This is a genomic window from Terriglobia bacterium (assembly GCA_020072815.1).
In the GTDB taxonomy this organism is placed as follows: domain Bacteria; phylum Acidobacteriota; class Terriglobia; order Terriglobales; family Acidobacteriaceae; genus Angelobacter.
On the sequence record JAIQGE010000014.1, the window covers coordinates 1 to 17,604 of the forward strand.

General features: G+C 59.8%; 15 protein-coding genes. 6 read left to right on the forward strand and 9 right to left on the reverse strand.

Going from position 1 to position 17,604, the window contains the following annotated elements; translation table 11 throughout:
- Window positions 1-873 precede the first annotated feature (873 nt).
- Together LAO20_17315 and LAO20_17320 are read right to left on the reverse strand one after the other, a co-directional pair.
- Complete coding sequence (locus LAO20_17315; GenBank protein MBZ5533192.1) at window positions 874-1,149, reverse strand: hypothetical protein; 276 nt, start codon at window positions 1,147-1,149, stop codon at window positions 874-876.
- 4 nt (window positions 1,150-1,153) lie between these two features.
- A complete protein-coding gene (locus tag LAO20_17320) occupies window positions 1,154-2,080 on the reverse strand; it encodes a hypothetical protein (protein ID MBZ5533193.1) in 927 nt (308 codons plus the stop codon).
- Between the two features lie 204 nt (window positions 2,081-2,284).
- Here LAO20_17320 and aroC point away from each other — a divergent pair, with 204 nt between their 5' ends.
- From aroC to rsmB, 4 genes are read left to right on the forward strand one after another with little or no spacing between them, the layout of a single operon-like run.
- Complete coding sequence (gene aroC, locus LAO20_17325; protein ID MBZ5533194.1) at window positions 2,285-3,469, forward strand: chorismate synthase; 1,185 nt, start codon at window positions 2,285-2,287, stop codon at window positions 3,467-3,469.
- A gap of 10 nt (window positions 3,470-3,479) precedes the next feature.
- Window positions 3,480-3,992 (forward strand): peptide deformylase, encoded by a 513-nt coding sequence (def, locus tag LAO20_17330; protein ID MBZ5533195.1) that lies wholly within the window; start codon window positions 3,480-3,482, stop codon window positions 3,990-3,992.
- A 3-nt stretch (window positions 3,993-3,995) separates the two neighbouring features.
- Entirely contained in the window at window positions 3,996-4,928 is a 933-nt protein-coding gene (fmt, locus tag LAO20_17335) for a methionyl-tRNA formyltransferase (protein ID MBZ5533196.1), read from the forward strand.
- A gap of 2 nt (window positions 4,929-4,930) precedes the next feature.
- On the forward strand, window positions 4,931-6,271 hold the full coding sequence (gene rsmB / locus LAO20_17340) for a 16S rRNA (cytosine(967)-C(5))-methyltransferase RsmB (GenBank protein ID MBZ5533197.1): 1,341 nt from the start codon (window positions 4,931-4,933) through the stop codon (window positions 6,269-6,271).
- A 214-nt stretch (window positions 6,272-6,485) separates the two neighbouring features.
- On the opposite strand, the gene LAO20_17345 is transcribed toward rsmB, so the two are convergent.
- From LAO20_17345 to LAO20_17365, 5 genes are all read right to left on the reverse strand, one after another.
- Window positions 6,486-7,226 carry a PASTA domain-containing protein gene (locus LAO20_17345; protein ID MBZ5533198.1) on the reverse strand — a complete coding sequence of 247 codons (741 nt, stop codon included), beginning with the start codon at window positions 7,224-7,226 and terminating at the stop codon, window positions 6,486-6,488.
- A gap of 1 nt (window position 7,227) precedes the next feature.
- Window positions 7,228-9,486: a PBP1A family penicillin-binding protein gene (locus LAO20_17350; GenBank protein ID MBZ5533199.1), complete on the reverse strand. Its 2,259-nt coding sequence runs from the start codon at window positions 9,484-9,486 to the stop codon at window positions 7,228-7,230.
- 256 nt (window positions 9,487-9,742) lie between these two features.
- A complete protein-coding gene (locus tag LAO20_17355; GenBank protein ID MBZ5533200.1) occupies window positions 9,743-10,186 on the reverse strand; it encodes a hypothetical protein in 444 nt (147 codons plus the stop codon).
- Between the two features lie 77 nt (window positions 10,187-10,263).
- Window positions 10,264-10,545, reverse strand: a complete 282-nt coding sequence (locus LAO20_17360; GenBank protein MBZ5533201.1) for a hypothetical protein — start codon at window positions 10,543-10,545, stop codon at window positions 10,264-10,266.
- An 815-nt stretch (window positions 10,546-11,360) separates the two neighbouring features.
- Entirely contained in the window at window positions 11,361-12,161 is an 801-nt protein-coding gene (locus LAO20_17365) for an IS110 family transposase (protein ID MBZ5533202.1), read from the reverse strand.
- Window positions 12,162-12,755: 594 nt separating this feature from the next.
- On the opposite strand from LAO20_17365, the gene LAO20_17370 reads away from it, so the two are divergent.
- Window positions 12,756-13,262, forward strand: a complete 507-nt coding sequence (locus LAO20_17370) for a transposase (protein ID MBZ5533203.1) — start codon at window positions 12,756-12,758, stop codon at window positions 13,260-13,262.
- A 692-nt stretch (window positions 13,263-13,954) separates the two neighbouring features.
- Here LAO20_17370 and LAO20_17375 read toward each other — a convergent pair.
- Together LAO20_17375 and LAO20_17380 are read right to left on the reverse strand one after the other, a co-directional pair.
- Entirely contained in the window at window positions 13,955-15,181 is a 1,227-nt protein-coding gene (locus LAO20_17375; GenBank protein MBZ5533204.1) for a S41 family peptidase, read from the reverse strand.
- Window positions 15,182-15,340: 159 nt separating this feature from the next.
- Window positions 15,341-15,760, reverse strand: coding sequence for a MerR family transcriptional regulator (locus tag LAO20_17380; protein MBZ5533205.1), 420 nt, complete (start codon window positions 15,758-15,760; stop codon window positions 15,341-15,343).
- A 225-nt stretch (window positions 15,761-15,985) separates the two neighbouring features.
- Between LAO20_17380 and LAO20_17385 the strand changes: the two genes are divergently transcribed.
- On the forward strand, window positions 15,986-17,596 hold the full coding sequence (locus LAO20_17385; GenBank protein ID MBZ5533206.1) for a patatin-like phospholipase family protein: 1,611 nt from the start codon (window positions 15,986-15,988) through the stop codon (window positions 17,594-17,596).
- Window positions 17,597-17,604 lie beyond the last annotated feature (8 nt).

A 17,604-nucleotide genomic window follows, 5' to 3' on the forward strand; every position in this document is an offset into this window, starting at 1 on the left:
AGCTGTCCCTGGGCGTAGGTCAGGTCCTTCGGCTGCGCTCAGGATTTCGCCTGGCGGCTCGGACGCCGCCAAGACGGCTCAAGTTCGAGTCCTACCGCCGCCACCATTATTCATGTCGTAGCGCTCCACACCGCTGGCGGACATTCATCCATTCAAATTTCGGCTGCTCCTGGTACAGCGCCGCTCTACGCGCTAACCGGTCGAGCGGCTTAACGCTGGCCAGGTGCGGCGAGGCCGACTTGCGCGCCGAGCCGTTCTGCCACAGGTGCTGAACCCGCTTAAGCGTGGAGACGTCCGCTCGCGGTTTCGGAGCGAAGCGACAGGAAAAGACGAGCGACAGTCTCGGCTTTCTTCAACGGGACAGCGGAGCTGTCCCTAGGCGTAGGTCGTAGGTTCGAGTCCTACCGCCGCCACCAATGTTCCTGTCGCTGCGCTCCACACCGCCGGTGAGTCGCGCATGCTCTATGACTCTTGCGCTCCTGACGCAGCGGGCTCGGCGCGCAAGACGGCCTCGCCCTTGAAATTGCAATAAAGGTGTCACTGCGCTCCACACCGCCAGCGAGCCGCGCATGCTCCATGATTTTTAAGCTCCTGATGCAGCGGGCTCGGCGCGCAAGTCGGCCTTGCCCTTGAAATTGCAATAAAGGTGTCGCTGCGCTCCAAACCGCCGGCGTGCTACGCATGCTCCATCACTTTTTAGCTCCTGACGCAGCGGGCTCGGCGCGCAAGACGGCCTCGCCGCTGAAATTGCAATGAAGGCGTCGCTGCGCTCCACACCGCCGGCGTGCATCCATTCAAATTTCGGCTGCTCCTGACACAGCGCTGTTCGACGCGCCTCCGGTCGAGCGGCTTGACGCGGAAAAATTCACGAATCTAGGGCACATCCGCGGCTCGGACATCCTCGATCACGTCTCCCTCAGGAAAGTCCACGAGCACGCGTACGGCGCGACTTTTGTTCTTCGCTTCGCGCAATTGGCGCAGGATACTTTCAAACTTCGGATTCTGCCGCGAAAGCCGGTAAAAGCGCGCCGATTCCGAAAACGCCACCTCGATTGCGGCGGCGTCTTCGCGATCGCGAATCAGCGCTACGGTCATCTCCCGGTACACGGGCCGGCTCGGCGGCTTCGGATTGGGCTTGCCCGGCTTCAATTCATTAGCACGTTACCAGATTCTTATAGTTGATGAGCGTCTGGTCCGTTGCCGTGTAATTGGGGTCGGTGGAAAACTGCGTCCAGCCCCCGGACGGAGCGTAGGCCGATCCCGGCTGGATGGAGTGCAGCGAGACATGCGCGTTCGGGTTGCAATTCTTGTTTTCCTGCGCCGCCAGCCACGTTGTCAGCAGCACTGGTTTGTCGAACATTCCCGGATCGATCACCAGCAGCAGCACTATCCCGCGTGCCAGCCGCACTCGCACCAGGGGGGCAACGTGATACCACCACTGCACGCAGCATCCGCCCCACTTGTTGGCCTGCACCGCCAGAGTATCGTTCCCGTAGACGGCAAAGCTGAACACCTTGTCGCAACAGTAACGGTATTTCGTGGTGATGATCCAGCGCATCTTGTGCGCGCGGGCGTAGCACCCGTCCCTCACGTACTGGAACGGGATGCACGGCGACACATTGAACGGCCCTCCCAGGCTGCAGGTTTGCTTGGCGCAGAAATCGAAGATTTCTTTGGCCTTCTTGTAGCTTGGGATGATTCTGCGACACCGCCGGAAGCAGCGCAGGTGGCGGTGATGGTGGGCCAAGTTGAAGACCGTGGGGTCCAGCGCGGAAACATTCACGCGAAGAGTCTTCTCCGGCTTCTCCAGCAAGATGCGCGCGCGGTGAAACTCTTCCAGTTCTTTCCCGGAAGGCTCACTAATCTTGTGAATTACCCCTTCACGAGTATCAATTTGCGCCTTCACCGGCAGCTTCTTCTTCCGCGCTTTCTTTAAGAGCTCAGCGGAGTCGCGCCCGGCCTTCGCAGTTCCGGCCAGGGTGAAAATGGCCTGCTTCTCGCTAAAGAGGTACTGCGTCTCTCCTTTGACTTTCCGTATCGCCGCAAGCGTCAGAATCCCGGTTTCTCTTGTGGATGGCATGACTCAACCTCCCTTTCTGCGGGATAGTGACGCCAACGCCCTGTTCGTTTCAATAGGCTCGGGTGAAAAGGTTTGAGTGATGCGAGATGAGAGTGTGTTGAATTTACCCCGCTTTTCGCTTGCTGCCGAGCTTCAGCTACAATCAAATGTTTTCCCAAAACCCGTGGCCTTAAATGCGCGCTTGGGTGGGGACTGACGAATCATATGCTGCGTTACTTTACCGCCGGAGAATCGCACGGAGAGACCCTGGTGGCTTTCCTTTCCGGATTGCCCGCCGGACTCGCCGTGGACCTGCGTTTTGTTGACCGCGAGCTGTGGCGGCGGCAGCAGGGGTTCGGCCGCGGCGGACGCATGAAGATTGAAAAAGACACGGCCCACATCGTCTCCGGCGTGCGTAATGGAACGACCATCGGCTCGCCCATCGCCATTCTGCTGGCCAACAACGACTGGAAGAACTGGGAAGAGTCGCTGCCCGTGGGCCCGGGCGATCCGGAAAAGCACAAGCGCGTGGCGTCGCCGCGTCCCGGCCACGCCGATCTGGCCGGCGCGCTGAAATACAACTTTCCGGAAGCTCGCTATGTTCTGGAGCGCGCGTCGGCGCGGGAGTCCACGGCGCGCGTGGCGGTGGGCGCGATTGCCAAGCTGTTTCTGCAGGAACTGGGCATTGAAGTTTTGAGCCACGTGATTGCCGTGGGCAAAGCTGCGATGGAGAACGCTGAAGTCGAATGGGACAAACTCAAGGCGCTGCATGCGAAAGACGAAGTCCTGCTCAACTGCGCTGACCCGCAAACCGAAGAGCGCATGAAAGCTGAAGTGGACCAGGCGCTGCGCACCGGCGACTCCGTTGGTGGCGTGTTTGAAGTGGTGGCGCACAGCGTTCCTCCCGGACTGGGCACCTACGCGCAATGGGACGAGCGTCTGGATGGTTTGCTGGCGCAGGCCGTCATGTCGCTGCAAGCAGTGAAAGCCGTGGAAGTCGGAACCGGAGTTGGTTCGGCGCTTTCCTTCGGCTCCACCGTGCATGACGAAATCGGCTACGCGAAGCAGAAAGCGTCCAGCGGCTTCACCGGATTTACCCGCGCGTCCAATCACGCCGGCGGAATTGAAGGCGGCATTTCCAACGGGCAAGACATTCTGGTCCGCGGATATTTGAAACCGATTTCAACTTTACGTCGTCCGCTGGGCTCGGTGGACTTTGCCACGCGCGAGCCGGTCAAGGCCGCGTATGAACGCTCTGACGTGTGCGTGGTCCCCGCAGCCGGCGTGGCCGCGGAAGCCATGGTGGCGTTGACGCTGGCGCGCTGCGCGCTGGAAAAGTTCGGCGGAGACTCCATGCTGGAGACGCTGCGCAATTTTGCAGGCTACAAACAACAACTACAGAAATTCTGACGACGGACAAATGATCTATCCCATTGTGTTGTACGGCGAACCGGTGCTGGAGACGCCGGCGCAGACGGTCACGGAATTTGGCGACGAACTCAAGGAGCTGGTCGAGGACATGTTTGAGTCCATGTACGCCGCGCACGGCGTGGGGCTGGCGGCGCCGCAGATCGGCATCGGCAAGCGCATCGCCGTGATTGACGTGACCTTTCAGGAAGACCCCAACGCCAAACTGGTGCTGGTGAACCCGGAGATCATTAAGGCGCAAGGCAAACAACGCGGCAGCGAAGGCTGCCTCAGCCTGCCCGAATTCCGCGAAGACGTGACCCGCGCCAACGTGGTGACCGTGCGCGCGCAGGACGTGCAGGGCAACTGGTTTGAGCACACCGGAGAAGAGCTGCTGGCGCGCGCCCTGCTGCATGAGACTGAGCATCTCCACGGCAAGCTGTACATCAGCCACATCAGCGCGCTGAAGCGGGACATTATGAAGCGCAAGATCAAGAAGCTGATGCGCGCCGGCGAGTGGAAGTAAGCGATGAAAGTTGTCTTTTGCGGGACACCGCAGTTCGCCGTACCATCTTTGGAACGGCTGGTGGCGGCCGGGTTCCACGTGCAACTCGTGGTGACGCAGCCCGATCGTCCGCAAGGCCGGGGCATGGAACTCACCGCGCCGCCGGTCAAGCAAGCAGCGGTAAGGCTCGGGCTGCCGGTCGTCCAGCCGGAGAAAATCAAAAACAACCAGGAGTTTCGCGAGCAACTCATCCGCCTGCGTCCTGACGCGATCATCGTGGTGGGCTACGGGCGCATCATTCCGCCGTGGATGCTGGAGCTACCGCCGCGCGGCAACATCAACGTGCATGGCTCGCTGCTGCCCAAGTATCGCGGGGCCGCGCCGATTCAATGGGCCATCGCCCATGGAGAGACGATGACCGGAGTGACCACCATGCTGCTGGACCAAGGCCTGGACACCGGCGCCATCCTGCTGCAACGCGAGATGCCGATTGAGCCGGACGACACGGCGGTCACTCTGGCGCCGCGCATGGCGGCGATTGGCGCGGACCTTCTGGTGGAAACTTTGCGCGGCCTGGAGCAGGGAACGGTGCGTCCCGTGCCACAGGACAACGCGCGTTCGTCGCTGGCACCGATTCTCAAAAAGGAAGACGGCCAGGTGGACTTCAACCGCACAGCCGCGGAAATTTGCAACCGCCTGCGCGGATTTCAGCCCTGGCCCGGAGCCTACACGCAGTTTCGCGGGAAGAACCTCAAGATCATCGCCGCGCAGCCCGCGCAAGAACAGAACAACTTGCCGCCCGGAGAATTGCAGAGCGTCGGCGGGAAACTCTTCGTCGGATGCGGCGCGGGAAGCTTGCTCGAACTTCTGCAAGTACAGCTGGAAGGGAAGAAAGCCGTGTCCGCGCATGACTTTTCCCTGGGACAGCGGCCCACGCCGGGCGAGCGTCTGGGATAGCCATGGCCGTCTCTCTTGCCCGCGCTGCCGCGTTTGAGATCCTGCTGCGGGTGGAGCGCGAGTCGGCATACGCGGTCGAACTGCTGCACTCTGCCTCGGTCAGCGACCTCGCGCCCGCCGACCGTAATCTGACCATGGAAATTGTCATGGGCGTGCTGCGCTGGCAGCCCGCGCTGGATGCGATGTTCGCCCCGTTCATCACTTCCGCACTCGCCAAGCTGGACCTTGAAGTGCTCACGGCTCTGCGCATGGGCGCGTACCAGTTGGCCCGTCTGACTCGCATTCCACCGCACGCCGTGGTGAACGAGACGGTGGAGCTGGTGAAGCGGGCGAGAAAAAAATCGGCGGCCGGGATGGTCAACGCCGTCATGCGCAAGCTCAAACCCAATCTTGATCCTTATGCTTCGGACCTGACCGGCGTGGAATATTTGTCCACGGCGCTGGCCCACCCGAAATGGCTGGTGGAACGATGGGTCCAGAGCTTCGGCTATGGCCGCGCCGATCTGATCTGCACTTATGACCAGCAAATCCCCGCGACTGCCGTGCGTCTCAGCCGCGCCGAAGACCCGTCGGAAGTCGAAGCTAAGTTGCGCAACCAGGGCGTTCAGCTTGCACCCGGCAGACTGATGAACAGCGCTCGCGTCGTAGTCGAAGGTGACGTGACCAAGACCGATCTCTTCCCCAACGGCGGCGTGGCCATTCAGGACGAAGGTTCGCAACTGGTCGCCGCGCTGATCGGCGACGGCGATGCCCGGCTGGTTCTCGATTGCTGCGCTGCGCCCGGCGGCAAGACCGCAGCCCTGGCCGCGCGCCTGCCGCACGCGAAGATCATTGCGGCGGAACTGCATCCTCATCGCGCACGCCTGTTGCGCAAGATGGTCCCGCAGGAGAACGTCCTGGTGGTCACGGCGGACGCGCTGCACCTGCCATTTCGCACACAGTTTGACCGCGTGCTGGTGGACGTCCCTTGTTCCGGGACCGGCACGCTCGCACGTAACCCGGAAATCAAGTGGCGGCTCAAGCCGGAAGACCTCTGTGATCTGCACGCGCGTCAACTGGCAATCCTCACATCTGCGCTGGCCCAGGTTGCGCCCGGCGGACGCTTGGTCTACTCCACTTGCTCGCTCGAACCAGAAGAGAATGAGCAGGTAGTTGCTGCATGCTTGCAAGGTCATCGCGACTTCCGGCTGGTTCCCGCCAGACAAGAATTGCTCAAGCTGCAAGCCCAGGGCGAACTTGTCTGGAAAAACGTTGACGACCTGGTGAGCGGCGAGTTTCTGCGCACCCTTCCCGGCGTGCAGCCGTGCGATGGATTCTTCGCGGCAATCCTGGAAAAGCAATAACCACAAAGGTCACGAAGGAACACAAAGGAATTGGTAAGTGAGTAATTTGGTAAGTTGGTAATTTAGCGACCTGCCGCGTGAATCGTATTATCCGGACAGATCAGAAAGTCAGCGCTACAAACCGCAACTCTCAGTTGTCCAATTTACCAAATTACCAAATTACTCATTTACCAAATCGCGTGGCGCCCTTCGGGTCCGTTGCGGTTAAGCTCTCTTACTTCTTCACCTCAAAGTACACCGTGGTCCCCGCCACCACTTTCTTCCCTGCTGCGGGCGTCTGCTTCACGATGGTCCCGGTCAGGGCCTTTGGCTCCTTGCCGATCGCCTTCGCGCGCGCATTCGTCGCTGCGGGTTTGTTCCCCAGCACCAGTCCTGCGCGCTCCAACGCGGGCGCGGCGTCCGCCAGTGGCTTGCCGACGAAGCTGGGCATCACGTAACTGCGTGCGTCGTCGGCGGCGGAGAAAACCAAATCAATCTTGGGCGACGCCACGTTCTGCGATTCCGCCGGCGGGTCCTGGGCCACCACCGTTTGCGGCGCGGCGCCGGGCAGATGCAGCGAGGCCACGTTGCTGATCTCGAGGCCCCGGCGTCCCAGGTTGATGCCGGCCGCGTGCCGGCTTTGGCCCAGCAGATTGGGAATCGCTGCGCGCTGCGGCCCCAGGCTCTCCGCAACCAGAATTTTCCATCCGCGCCGCACGGTCGCATTGGGCGCCGGCATCTGCGAGACGATGCGTCCTGGCGGCACGTCGGCGCTGTAGAAGCGGCTTTCCACGGAGAGCACCAGGCCCTCTGCGTTGGCGGCGCGCTCGGCCGCAGCCGGTGATAGTCCAATCAGCTTGGGCACGCGTACTTCGCGCCCGTGGATGGCAAAGCGCATGGAGAGCAGCGCCGCGGCCAGAAACACCAGCAACAGCACCAGGCTTTTGAGAACGATCTGGACCAGCTTGCGCAGCACGCTAGTGGGCCTCCGCGTCGCCCGCGCGGCGAGGCAGAGCGGCCGACGCCCTACGCATCGCAGCCGCGCGTTTCTTTTCGTCATTGGGCGGCGGCAGAAACGCCTCGTTCTTCAGCACCGGGTCGGCCAGCGCGGTGCGCATGAAATCAATCCATATGGGCAGCGCCGTGTGGCCCCCGGTCTCGTCTTTTCCCAAAGCGCGCTTTTCGTCAAAGCCAATCCACACCCCACACGTGATGGACGGTGAGAATCCGATGAACCACGCGTCAGTGTAGTCGTTGGTCGTGCCGGTCTTGCCGGCAACGGGGTGCTTCAACGCGCGCGCCGCGCCGGCAGTGCCATGCTGCACCACGCCCTGCAGCAGCGCCACCATGGTGCGCGACGTCCGCGCGCTGATGGCATCGCGGGCGTCGGGAAAATCCTGTTCCAGCACGTGGCCTTCGTAGTCGGTAACCTTGCGGATAGTGCGCGGCTCAATGCGCAGGCCGTCATTGGGGAACACGGTGAAGGCGGCGGTCTGCTCGTAGAGCGTCAAGTCAGCGGCGCCCAGCGCGGAAGGCAGGTACGGCGGAATCGCCGACGTGATGCCGAACTTGTGCGCGTAGTCGGCCACGGTGGCCATGCCGGCTTTCTGCGCCAGTTTCACCGCGGGAATGTTGCGCGAATCCGCCAACGCGCGGCGCAGCGTGATGGCGCCGGCAAAGCGCCGGTCAAAGTTGCGCGGCGTGTACGGTGTGCCATTGCTGCTGAAGGTGGTAGGCTCGTCCACGATCAGGTCGTCCGGGTCGGCGCCCTGGTCCACCGCGGCGGTATAGACGAAAACTTTGAACGACGATCCCACTTGGCGCTGTGCCTGCGTGGCGCGATTGAATTTTGAATCGTCAAAGCTGCGGCCTCCGACCATGGCCTTGATATCGCCGGTGGCGTTGTCAATCGCCAGCAGCGCGCCTTGTATGCCGGAATCCTGCTCCAGGCTTACGCGCGCCGTGCCGTCATTATTCAGCGCCAGGATTTTCACGTAGACCAGGTCGCCCAGCGTCATGATCTGCTTGGGGAACTTGTGTTTGGTCCAGGCCAGCTCCGCCGGACCGATGGTGGCGCTGTACGCGCCCAGCTTCACTTTGGCAAATTGCAGCCCCACGTCCACGACGAGCGCGCGCACGTAGCTGCCAACTTGCAGCGGCTGGGACCAGTCCGGGTCCTGATACTTGTCGGTCTTCTCGCCGGCGGCGATGATGTTCCGCAACTCGCCTTTCCATCCATGGCGGCGCTCGTAGGCGGCCAGGCCGTCCATCACCGCGCGGGTTGCCGCTTTCTGCAAATCCAGGTCCAGTGACGTGTACACGCGCAAGCCGCCTTCATGCACCTGGTCAGAGCCAAACTTTTTTTCCAGATGCCGCCGGACTTCTTCCACGAAATACGGCGCCGGCAAAGATTCCTGCTGCAGGTTCAGCCGCAACGGAGTCTGCTTGGCACGGCTGGCTTCTTCCGCGGTGATCTTGCCGTCTTCCAGCATGTTGTTGATCACCAGGTTGCGCCGCCGCAGCGCGCGCTCGGGATAATTAATCGGAGAATAATTCGCCGGGGCCTTGGGCAGCCCGGCCAGCAGAGCGGCTTCTTCCAGTTTCAGGTCGCGGGCATGTTTGTTGAAGTAGTATTGCGCGCCGGCTTCAAACCCGTACACGCCGGAGCCCAGGAAGATCTGGTTCGAATACAGCGTGAAGATCTGCTCCTTGGTGAAGTGGCGTTCAATCTGCATGGCCAGCATGGCTTCCTGGATTTTGCGGCTGAAGTGCCGCTCCGGCGAAAGAAACAGGTTGCGCGAAAGCTGCATGGTCAGCGTGGACGCCCCTTGCGCCCGCGAGCCGGACGTCAGGTCGCGATAGGTGGCGCCAAACACCCGCCAGAAATTGATGCCCCAGTGCCCCTCAAAATTCTTGTCTTCGGTGGAGAGGATGGCCTCGCGCAGGACCTTGGGAAAATCGTCATAGGCCGCCAGCACGCGGCGCTGCAGCGCGAACTGGCCAATCACCCGCCCGTTGCTGTCATAGAGTTCGGTGATGGTGCTGGGACGGTAGCGCTCCAGGTCGCCGATCTGCGGCAGGTCCGTGGAGTAGACGATCAGCAGCCCGCTGGTGATCCCAAGAATCGCGGCGCCGGCCACCAGCAGTCCAAAGCCCACGCGTCCAGCCAGTTTTGTCCCGGCAATATGGAACGACCCGATTTTGGAGGGCGGACGATGAAAGTTGAACAACTTCATGGCAGGTGAGACTTATTTTCGGCGACTTTGCGCGATCAGGTTTGGACAAGGTCAGAATAGCATGGACTTTCACTTTGGGGCGATGACCAGACGTTCACCGACTCTCGCCTAGACTCGTGTGGCACCGGCGCCCAGGCGGAGCGGAGGAATCAAGCATGAGGGATAGAGTTTAGATTTCCCACCCTTTCCGGCAAAAAGCGCGGAAAGGATGGGCCACGCGGCACGATAACGCGCAAGGCGTAAAGATACGCGCCGATTATCTGCGGAGGGTTTCGCTGTGGATCAGGGGCCAGCGCTTGATGGGACGCCAGTCGCCGGTTTTCCAGTCAACGTGCTCGGTTTCCAGGGTGAAGCCAGGATCAATGATGAAGTGGAGCGCGGTCTTGTCCTGAAAGCGGACGTCAATTGCATGGTACTCGCCGGCGGTGAAGACCTCGACAAAGTCCACGGTCTTGCCGTTGAATTCGTTGAAGCGGTAGAAGGCGCGTCCCCGAAAGCGGCGGATGGTGGTCTTGCCGCGTTTGGTCTCAGTGAACCGCAGGGAGGCCGGTAGCCTCTCCCGTTTCTTAGTTTTTGGATTTTTGGGGTTTCGCTTTTTTGGGTTGCGGTGTTTCGGGGCTGAATGCTGAGTGCTGATTGCGGAGTGCTTCTTGCGGGGTTGCGTCGAGCGGACGGAGCGTTTACTTTCAATAGCAGCCATCTTGCCTCCTCGTAGGCGATTTGGTTAGGGCGCGTTCGGTGGTCAAAACACCGGGCGCTGCCCGTTAGGTTGTGGTTTTACTTCTTCTTCGGTTTGCGAGTCTTGTGTGGCACAGCCGCCCTCGGCTGTGTCTTCTGTTTCTCTCTCAGTTCTTGATATCGGGTTTTCCTTCCGTTGGCGATCTTGGGCAGGAGTTGGCGAGCCTGCTCAATGTCGGATTCGGTCCAGAGGTGAATGCTGCGCTGGCCCAATTTGACTATTTCCGGAGCGGGAAGCTTGCCGCTGGCAATGTATCGGCTCAGAGCAATCGGGCTAATTCCAAGCGCCTTGGCGGCTTTAGTGGTAGAAATCTTTTTCATTCAGGTACTAACGTACCTGATAGATATGGAGCTTGTCAAACAATTTATTTTTGTCGTCTCGGAGAGGGATGGACGAAGATCGAAGGTTGATCTAACCCACCCTTTGCGTCCACGGTCAGGATGTGGGTCGACCTGACAGAGAAGATCGGTAGGTTGAATTATGGGTCAAATCAAGAACAACTTGATCTTGTAGAGAAGGCCGTTAACGCCTTTTCAACCCAAGCCGATCTATTCATTGACTCTTGGGCGAGTGCGAAAACAGATTTTTCTCTTACAGTAACTCGGCTCTTACAGATTAAAAGGCATACGTGCCGGAATTTGATTAACCATATACACAGTTCTTGGCAATTGGCACGGAGACAGGACGAAGGTTACGACAGCCTCAATAAATTACTGATAGAACTCCTGCAGGAGCTCGAATCCTTCATTGTGATGATTGCTACTTCCAGAAGAGCAATGCTCAGAGGAGACTCTGAAGATCTACTGTCCTATCACAATCAATCCGTAGACCCGAATTCCTTGAAAGGCTGAAGTTCGCTGCATGACGTGGCAGGCGGGTGGCCCTCGATAAGAGCGAAGGCGCTGTCAAGGAAAAACTATTCCTGGCGATGCGTAAGCATCGCAATGTTGGCCAAACGAGTCTGTCGACGAAGACACTGGAAAGCACCTGTACTTGAATCACCATTCGTGGAAAGGTTTTGCTTTTGGTGTTGCTGTTGCTTTTTGCCGTTCCACCAACCATCGATTCGGCCCGACCTCGGCCATGATTCTTCTATTCGAACACCCATCCACCCGTTGGGTGCGAGAGCGCCCAATCAATCCTTCGGCAGTTGTAAATCTGCCAGGGCCACCCGCGAGCTGCTCTCGATGCGAACGACCTCCGGATACGGCGTATTGGTGCGGAGCATCCAGAAGAGTCGTACGGCCAACTTGCGCGCCGCCGCCACCTTGGCCACCGCTTTCGGTTTCTGGTGACAGCGATGCAGATACTCATTGCGGAACTTGGGATCGTAACGGACAGCGACCTGCGCCGCTTCCACCAACAACATGCGCATGAAGCGATTGCCCTGCTTGCTGATGCCGCCCATCCGCTGCTTGCCGGCTGAGCTGTACTCGCGGGGAATCAGGCCCAGATAGCTGGCCACCTGCTTGCCCCGCTGGAAGCGCGTGACGTCTCCCATGGTCAGCACGTAGGCCAGTGAAGTGATGGGTCCGACGCCGGGCTGGGTCATCAGCAATCGGGCTTTTTCATTTTCCTCGGCTGCCTTTTTCGCCGCCTGGTCCAGCACCACGATCTGCTGGTCCATCGACTTCAGCAAAGCCAGCAGGTTCTGGCGCCGTACTCCCGCCCAGAAATCCAGCGGCAGTTCCAGCAGCAGCTTCTGGCCTTGCTTGCTCCACAGCGAGCCACCTTTCTGCATTCCCTTGTTCAGCGCCAGGTGCTGCAGTTCGTTCTTCACCCGCGCCCGCAGCGTCACCAGCTTGTAACGATGAATCAGCAACTGCCGCTGATCGCGCTCCTGCTTGGACGGCGTCCAGATCCGCGGGAAGTCATCCTTCTGCAGCAGATCCAGAATGAGCGCGGCGTCCCGCCGATCCGTCTTCTGCTTGCGCACCTGGGCCGCCCGGACTTGGCTGCGTCGCCCACCCACACCTCATGACCCAGCTCGGTCAGCAGATCCACGAACCAGTGGCTGTTGCCCGTCGCTTCCAGACCCACACGCACCGTCCCCGTCAGCCCTTCATAGAACTGCCGGGCTTCTCCGCTGGCGTGCATCAACTTCCTTTCCTCGGTTTCTCCCGTTTCCGTGTCTAACGAAGCGATTTGTTGCCAGCTGGGATGGAAATCACATCCTATAATGATCATCGAAGGCTCCTTTCTTCCCAGTCGTCTTCGTCGTCAAACAAAGAATACTGTGTCGGACGGGGCCTTCGCTCTTATCCAATCAATCTTTCGCGGTTTTTGCGAAGGGTGGGATTCGATGATATTTCTTCACCACGCTGGAGCGACTGCGTCCGACTTTTCTGTCGCTACGCCGTGCGGCTACGCTCCGGCCTACGGCAGTGAGGAAGGATCATTTCATTAACTTACCCGGCACTTATCCCTCAGCGGCGGGTGGCCCACCTTTTCTTGTTCTTTTCTGTCCCTTTCGACACTGAGCGGGTGCCCTACCCTTGCGCAGCAAGGGTGGGATTAGAATCATGTTTGCATGCCGAAACGACTGCGGCGTATCCAAGGTGGAGGTGATCGTCACTTCATCACCTGCAGTTGCTATCGCCGCCAGGCGTTTCTTGGTTCGGCGCGCCGCCGGGATCTGTTTCTCACGATCCTGGAGGAAGTGAGGCAGCGATACGATTTCGTGGTCTGGGGCTATGTGGTCATGCCGGAACACTTCCATTTGCTGGTGACCGAGCCGCGACACGGAAAGCTGTCAGTGGCGATGCAGGTGCTCAAGCAGCGCATCTCGCGGCGCAGCCGGAGAAAGAGAAGAAACGCGGCGCAATTGGACATTTGGGCTGACGAGCCGCGGGCTTTCTGGCTGCCGCGGTACTATGACTTCAACGTCTACTCGCAGAAGAAACACATTGAGAAGCTGCGCTACATGCATCGGAACCCGGTAACGCGCGGGCTGGTGGCGTCGCCGGAGCTATGGCGCTGGAGCAGCTTCCGCTACTATCGGTACGGCGAAATCGGACCGGTGAAGATCGGGGAGTAACTTTCTCCCACCCTTTGCTCCGCTCAAGCTTGCGCAACACCGGCGCAACCTCGCTCTCCGCAAAGGATGGGGCACCCTCGGGTATTCTAAGGAGGGAAAAAGCTGCGGAAAGGTGAGCCACCCGCCCTCTACGGAGGAGAAGAAGCCATTAGCACTTGGCGGTCAGCCAAAGCCAAAAGTCTTTTAGGCCAATGAACTAGTTCGCGCTGGCATTAGCGAACAAAATACGGTATAGTAACACAGCCATAAGCACTTAGCCTTTAGGCGTCCCTGCCCCAGGGCAAGGGTCTCAAGCTCTTTGAAAAATCAGCAGCCAATAAACTGGAAAACCTCAAAACTCAAGATTTACCGCAAAGGGCGCTAAGTGCGCGAAGATGAATGTGTTAGCGGGAAAGTTTACTATGGAGTAAACAGTTGGGTGACCGTTGGGTCGAATGGGATCAACCTTGTGTTTGCAACACACACGTTAGGGGAGGGGTGGGGGGCGAAGAAATTGCCAAAATCGCCGGAATCCACGGCTGGCCGGGACAGGTCGCCAAAATCGGGCAATTGGAAAACAAGTATCCCCGGGGATGTTTCGCGTAAGTCCTTATTTTCCGGGGATGAACGGGGATGGGGCATGGGGCTGGTTGAGGCCAGTAAAAAGCGCGCCCCGAAAGGCGCGCTCATTGTTGTAATTGATAGCCTGGTTCTTACGAAGCCTTCTGCGCTTTGATCTTCAGCACTTCAATCGCGCGCCGCAGTTGGTCGTCTTCTTTGGTTGGAGCTGCTTTCTGCGGTTCGTCGGGGGTGCTGTCATCGTCGTCGGGCAGGGCAGCCAGGTCGTCATTCGACGCGGCCACCAGGACGTTCGGCGTGATGCCGGTATCCTGGATGATCTTGCCGTTGGGCGTGTAGTACTTGGCCACGGAGAGGATCAGCGCCGAGCCGTCCGGCACTTCAATCAGCTTCTGTACGGAGCCTTCGCCGAAAGTCTTGTCGCCCACCACGTCGCCGCGCTGGTTTTCGAAGATGGCAGCGGCCACCAGCTCCGCCGGACCGGCTGAGCCGCGGTTGACCAGCACGGCCAGCGGCAGATCGGTAATTTTCTTCTGCGGGTCAGCGGTGTAGGTGACTTTCGCGAATTTCTGGCCTTGCAGCGTGCTGATGGTGCCTTTGCTCAGGAACAGGTTGGCGACGGCCACGCCTTCTTCTTCGTCGCCTTCTGAGTCATTGCGCAGGTCCAGCACCAGCTTCTTGACGTTCTGCTTTTGCAGCGATTTGATCTTGTTGGCGATTTCCTGGGCCTTGCCTTTGGTCAGAGCCAGAGCCTTGATGTAGCCCACGTCGCCCAGCACCTGCTCTTGCACGGCGGGAGGATTCACCACTTCGCGGACGATGGTTACCTTCTGCGGCTCAACTTTGCGGGCGCGGATGATGGCGCACTCCACGCGCGAACCGGTGTCGCCGGTGAGCTTCATCTTCAGCGCCGCCAGGGACATGTCATGGGTGCTCTTGCCGTCCACAAATTCCAGGATGTCGCCCGCGGTCACGCCGGCTTTGTCCGCCGGTCCGCCGGGAACCACGGAAACCACGGCGGCGTAGCCAAAACGCTTCGACACGGTGGCGCCGATGCCGGCCTTGGCGTCAGCTTTGGTCTGCTTGAAGGCTCTGTATTCGGACGGAGTCAGGAAACTGGAGTTGGCGTCCAGCGATTCCAGCAGCCCGTGCAGCGCGCCGTTGGTGACCGACGGCATGTTGGGCTCTTCCACGTATTCGGTGCGGATGCGGTGCAGCACTTCACTGTAAACCTGGATGTGCGTGTACGCGCTGTCATTGCTGCTGTTGCTGGAGGCGTGCACGCCCAGCCCGCCGATCAGCGCAAAAACAATTACCAGCATGGAGCTGGCAAGAATGAGTGCTTGGACTTTTTTCGACATCGGTGAGAAACCCGTCCTTAAAGACTGCTTTGTTAAGACTAAATGGCACCTGCAAAGGTGAGCGGTATCTTCATTATAGCCGTGTTTGTTGGATGCAGATCAGCTTTCTGGCGACGCGGAAAATCTTAAGTTACTGCCCACTCGGGCGCGACTGCCCGTTTAGTCGCCTGAGGCCGCATGGCGTCGCGATCCCAGAATCCCCAGGATTTCCTTCAGTCCCTGGCGCACCTGCTTAAGCTCAGCCAGGTTGGGAGCAGGCACGGCGAATGGCAGGGAAGTCTGCTTGCGTTTGACTTCGGCGCGCAATTGCTGGCGCGCTCCGGCAATCGTAAACCCCTGTTCGTAAAGGAGTTTCTTGATGCGCAGGACGCTTTCCACGTCCGGACGGCGATACGTCCGCTGCCCGGTGTTGCTCTTGGGCGGCTTGAGCTGGGGGAATTCCGTCTCCCAGAAGCGGAGCACGTAGCCGGGGAGTCCGCACAGCCGGCTGACTTCGCCAATGCGGAAGTAGAGCTTGTCCGGGATTACCACGTCCGCTGAGGCGGCTTTCCGGGTGGACGGCTTGGCAGACTTTTGCATGAAAGGTTCTTGGGTCGCGACGACCAGGACGAAAGCGGCTGAGCGGAGTGTAAGTCCGATGGCTGGCGGGCGTCAACCGAAAATAGCCCGGTTGCGGCTGATCTCTTACGTTGGTCAGGCTCGCGCGCGCACACAGAAGTCGTGCTACGGCAGTTTTGCCGGCCGGCAATTGCCCCATTGGTTTTCCCCCAAGCTGGGGTATGCTGGGCCGAAGCGTCCAAAAAAATGGCACCCAGCATAACGAAACACCACGGCGCCGCGGCCATGGCGGAACTGGAAAGCCTGCGTCATGAGTTCCAGGCCAAGGCGGCCTCGGAACCAAGGCCCCAGGCCTTTTCTTCGCGCGTGGGCGTAGTGCTTTCCGGCGGAGGCGCGCGCGGCGCGTATGAAGCCGGCGCTCTCATGGCTTTTCAAGACGCCAAGGTGCCCACGCACATCGTTACTGCCAGCTCCATCGGCAGCATCAATGCCGCATCGTTTGCCGCGCATGCAGAGGGCCTGGTAGGCAAGGCCGAAACTCTGGTCCGCTCCTGGATGGAACTCACTCCCGCCACGCTGGGCATTGACTGGTCGCGTTACATCTTTCTTCTTGCCGGACTGGTGGCGGCCTCCGCCGGCGCCGGCAATTTCATCTGGGAGTGGATGAAGGAGCACGGCATCTATCTGCACGCGCACCATCCCAAGTTCACCTGGTTTGCCCTGGCGGCGGCGGGAGTGGCCATTCTGTTTTTTGCCGACAAGCTCTCTTACATCGGCTACGTGATCCTGAATTTCCTGCGCGGGCGCAACTGGGACCCCGACCGCAGAAAAGCCTGGGTCTCCCTGGGCGCCAACGTGCTGGTGTGGGGATTCATCGTGATCTTCCTGGTGTTCACGTACGTGCATCTGCCCATCGGCGGCGGCAGAAAGTTTGAGTTGAACGCGCCCCTGCCCGCGGTGGCCGTGATCCTGGCGGGCATCGGGCTGTACAAGCTCTTTCAAGAGCCTCTCAGTAAGCTCAGCCATAGCTTTCTGCGCTTGCCGCTGCGCACCGGGTTGTTCCCCAACTTTGACCGCATGAAGTTTCTGCGCGCGCGCATTCCCCAGGACCTGCTGCGCAAATCAGAAATTCGCACCATCATGACCGCCACGGACATTGAGCATGGCTCGGCCCGCTATTTTTCCAACGTCCCCGTGGACGTGCTGCTGAAAGACCCGGAAGTGCAGGAAGAATTTGTCCGTCGCGAAGTGGAGCAGCCTTCTGACCTGGTGCACGCCGCGGTGGCGTCGTCGGCGTATACGTTTACCTATGAGGCCGTGCCCATGGACGGACGCGTGTGGACCGATGGCGGCATCGTCTCCAACCAGCCCATTCTGCCGGCGCTGCGCCTGGGCGCCGACGTGCTTTTCCTGGTGCTGGTGACGCCGCTCGAAGGCGACGACAATACCGGCGAGGTCAAGACGTTTCTTGACGTCGGCGTGCACACCGTGGACATTCTCATCTCCAAAAACTTCAAGTCCGATATCGCGCTGCTGAACAATGTCAACCGCCTCTGTTCCATCTACGCGGCGGAGATGGGCGTGCAGCCCGAGCAGATTGAGCTGGAGATCGGGAAGCAGCATTACCGTTACGTGAAATCGTTCAACATTGCGCCGGAAAAATCTCTGCCCGCGACGGCTCTGGATTTTGACGGCGACATCATCGGTCCCATCATCGTGCAGGGCTATAAAGACGCTGCCAAAGTGATTCGCGAATTTTTGGACTACGAGATCGCGCGACCGCCGCGCGAATCGCGACGCGTGGTGCGCCTGGCCGCCGAACGCCCGGAAGGAAATTTCCGGCTTACCGTGCGTTAAGCTCTTCT

What these genes read in the sequence shown, in the direction of transcription:
- LAO20_17320 (MBZ5533193.1), bottom strand. Translation starts at nt 2,080, where the DNA reads ATGCCATCCACAAGAGAAACCGGGATTCTGACGCTTGCGGCGATACGG.
- aroC (MBZ5533194.1), top strand. Translation starts at nt 2,285, where the DNA reads ATGCTGCGTTACTTTACCGCCGGAGAATCGCACGGAGAGACCCTGGTG.
- def (MBZ5533195.1), top strand. Translation starts at nt 3,480, where the DNA reads ATGATCTATCCCATTGTGTTGTACGGCGAACCGGTGCTGGAGACGCCG.
- fmt (MBZ5533196.1), top strand. Translation starts at nt 3,996, where the DNA reads ATGAAAGTTGTCTTTTGCGGGACACCGCAGTTCGCCGTACCATCTTTG.
- rsmB (MBZ5533197.1), top strand. Translation starts at nt 4,931, where the DNA reads ATGGCCGTCTCTCTTGCCCGCGCTGCCGCGTTTGAGATCCTGCTGCGG.
- LAO20_17350 (MBZ5533199.1), bottom strand. Translation starts at nt 9,486, where the DNA reads ATGAAGTTGTTCAACTTTCATCGTCCGCCCTCCAAAATCGGGTCGTTC.
- LAO20_17355 (MBZ5533200.1), bottom strand. Translation starts at nt 10,186, where the DNA reads ATGGCTGCTATTGAAAGTAAACGCTCCGTCCGCTCGACGCAACCCCGC.
- LAO20_17360 (MBZ5533201.1), bottom strand. Translation starts at nt 10,545, where the DNA reads ATGAAAAAGATTTCTACCACTAAAGCCGCCAAGGCGCTTGGAATTAGC.
- LAO20_17370 (MBZ5533203.1), top strand. Translation starts at nt 12,756, where the DNA reads ATGCCGAAACGACTGCGGCGTATCCAAGGTGGAGGTGATCGTCACTTC.
- LAO20_17375 (MBZ5533204.1), bottom strand. Translation starts at nt 15,181, where the DNA reads ATGTCGAAAAAAGTCCAAGCACTCATTCTTGCCAGCTCCATGCTGGTA.
- LAO20_17380 (MBZ5533205.1), bottom strand. Translation starts at nt 15,760, where the DNA reads ATGCAAAAGTCTGCCAAGCCGTCCACCCGGAAAGCCGCCTCAGCGGAC.
- LAO20_17385 (MBZ5533206.1), top strand. Translation starts at nt 15,986, where the DNA reads ATGGCACCCAGCATAACGAAACACCACGGCGCCGCGGCCATGGCGGAA.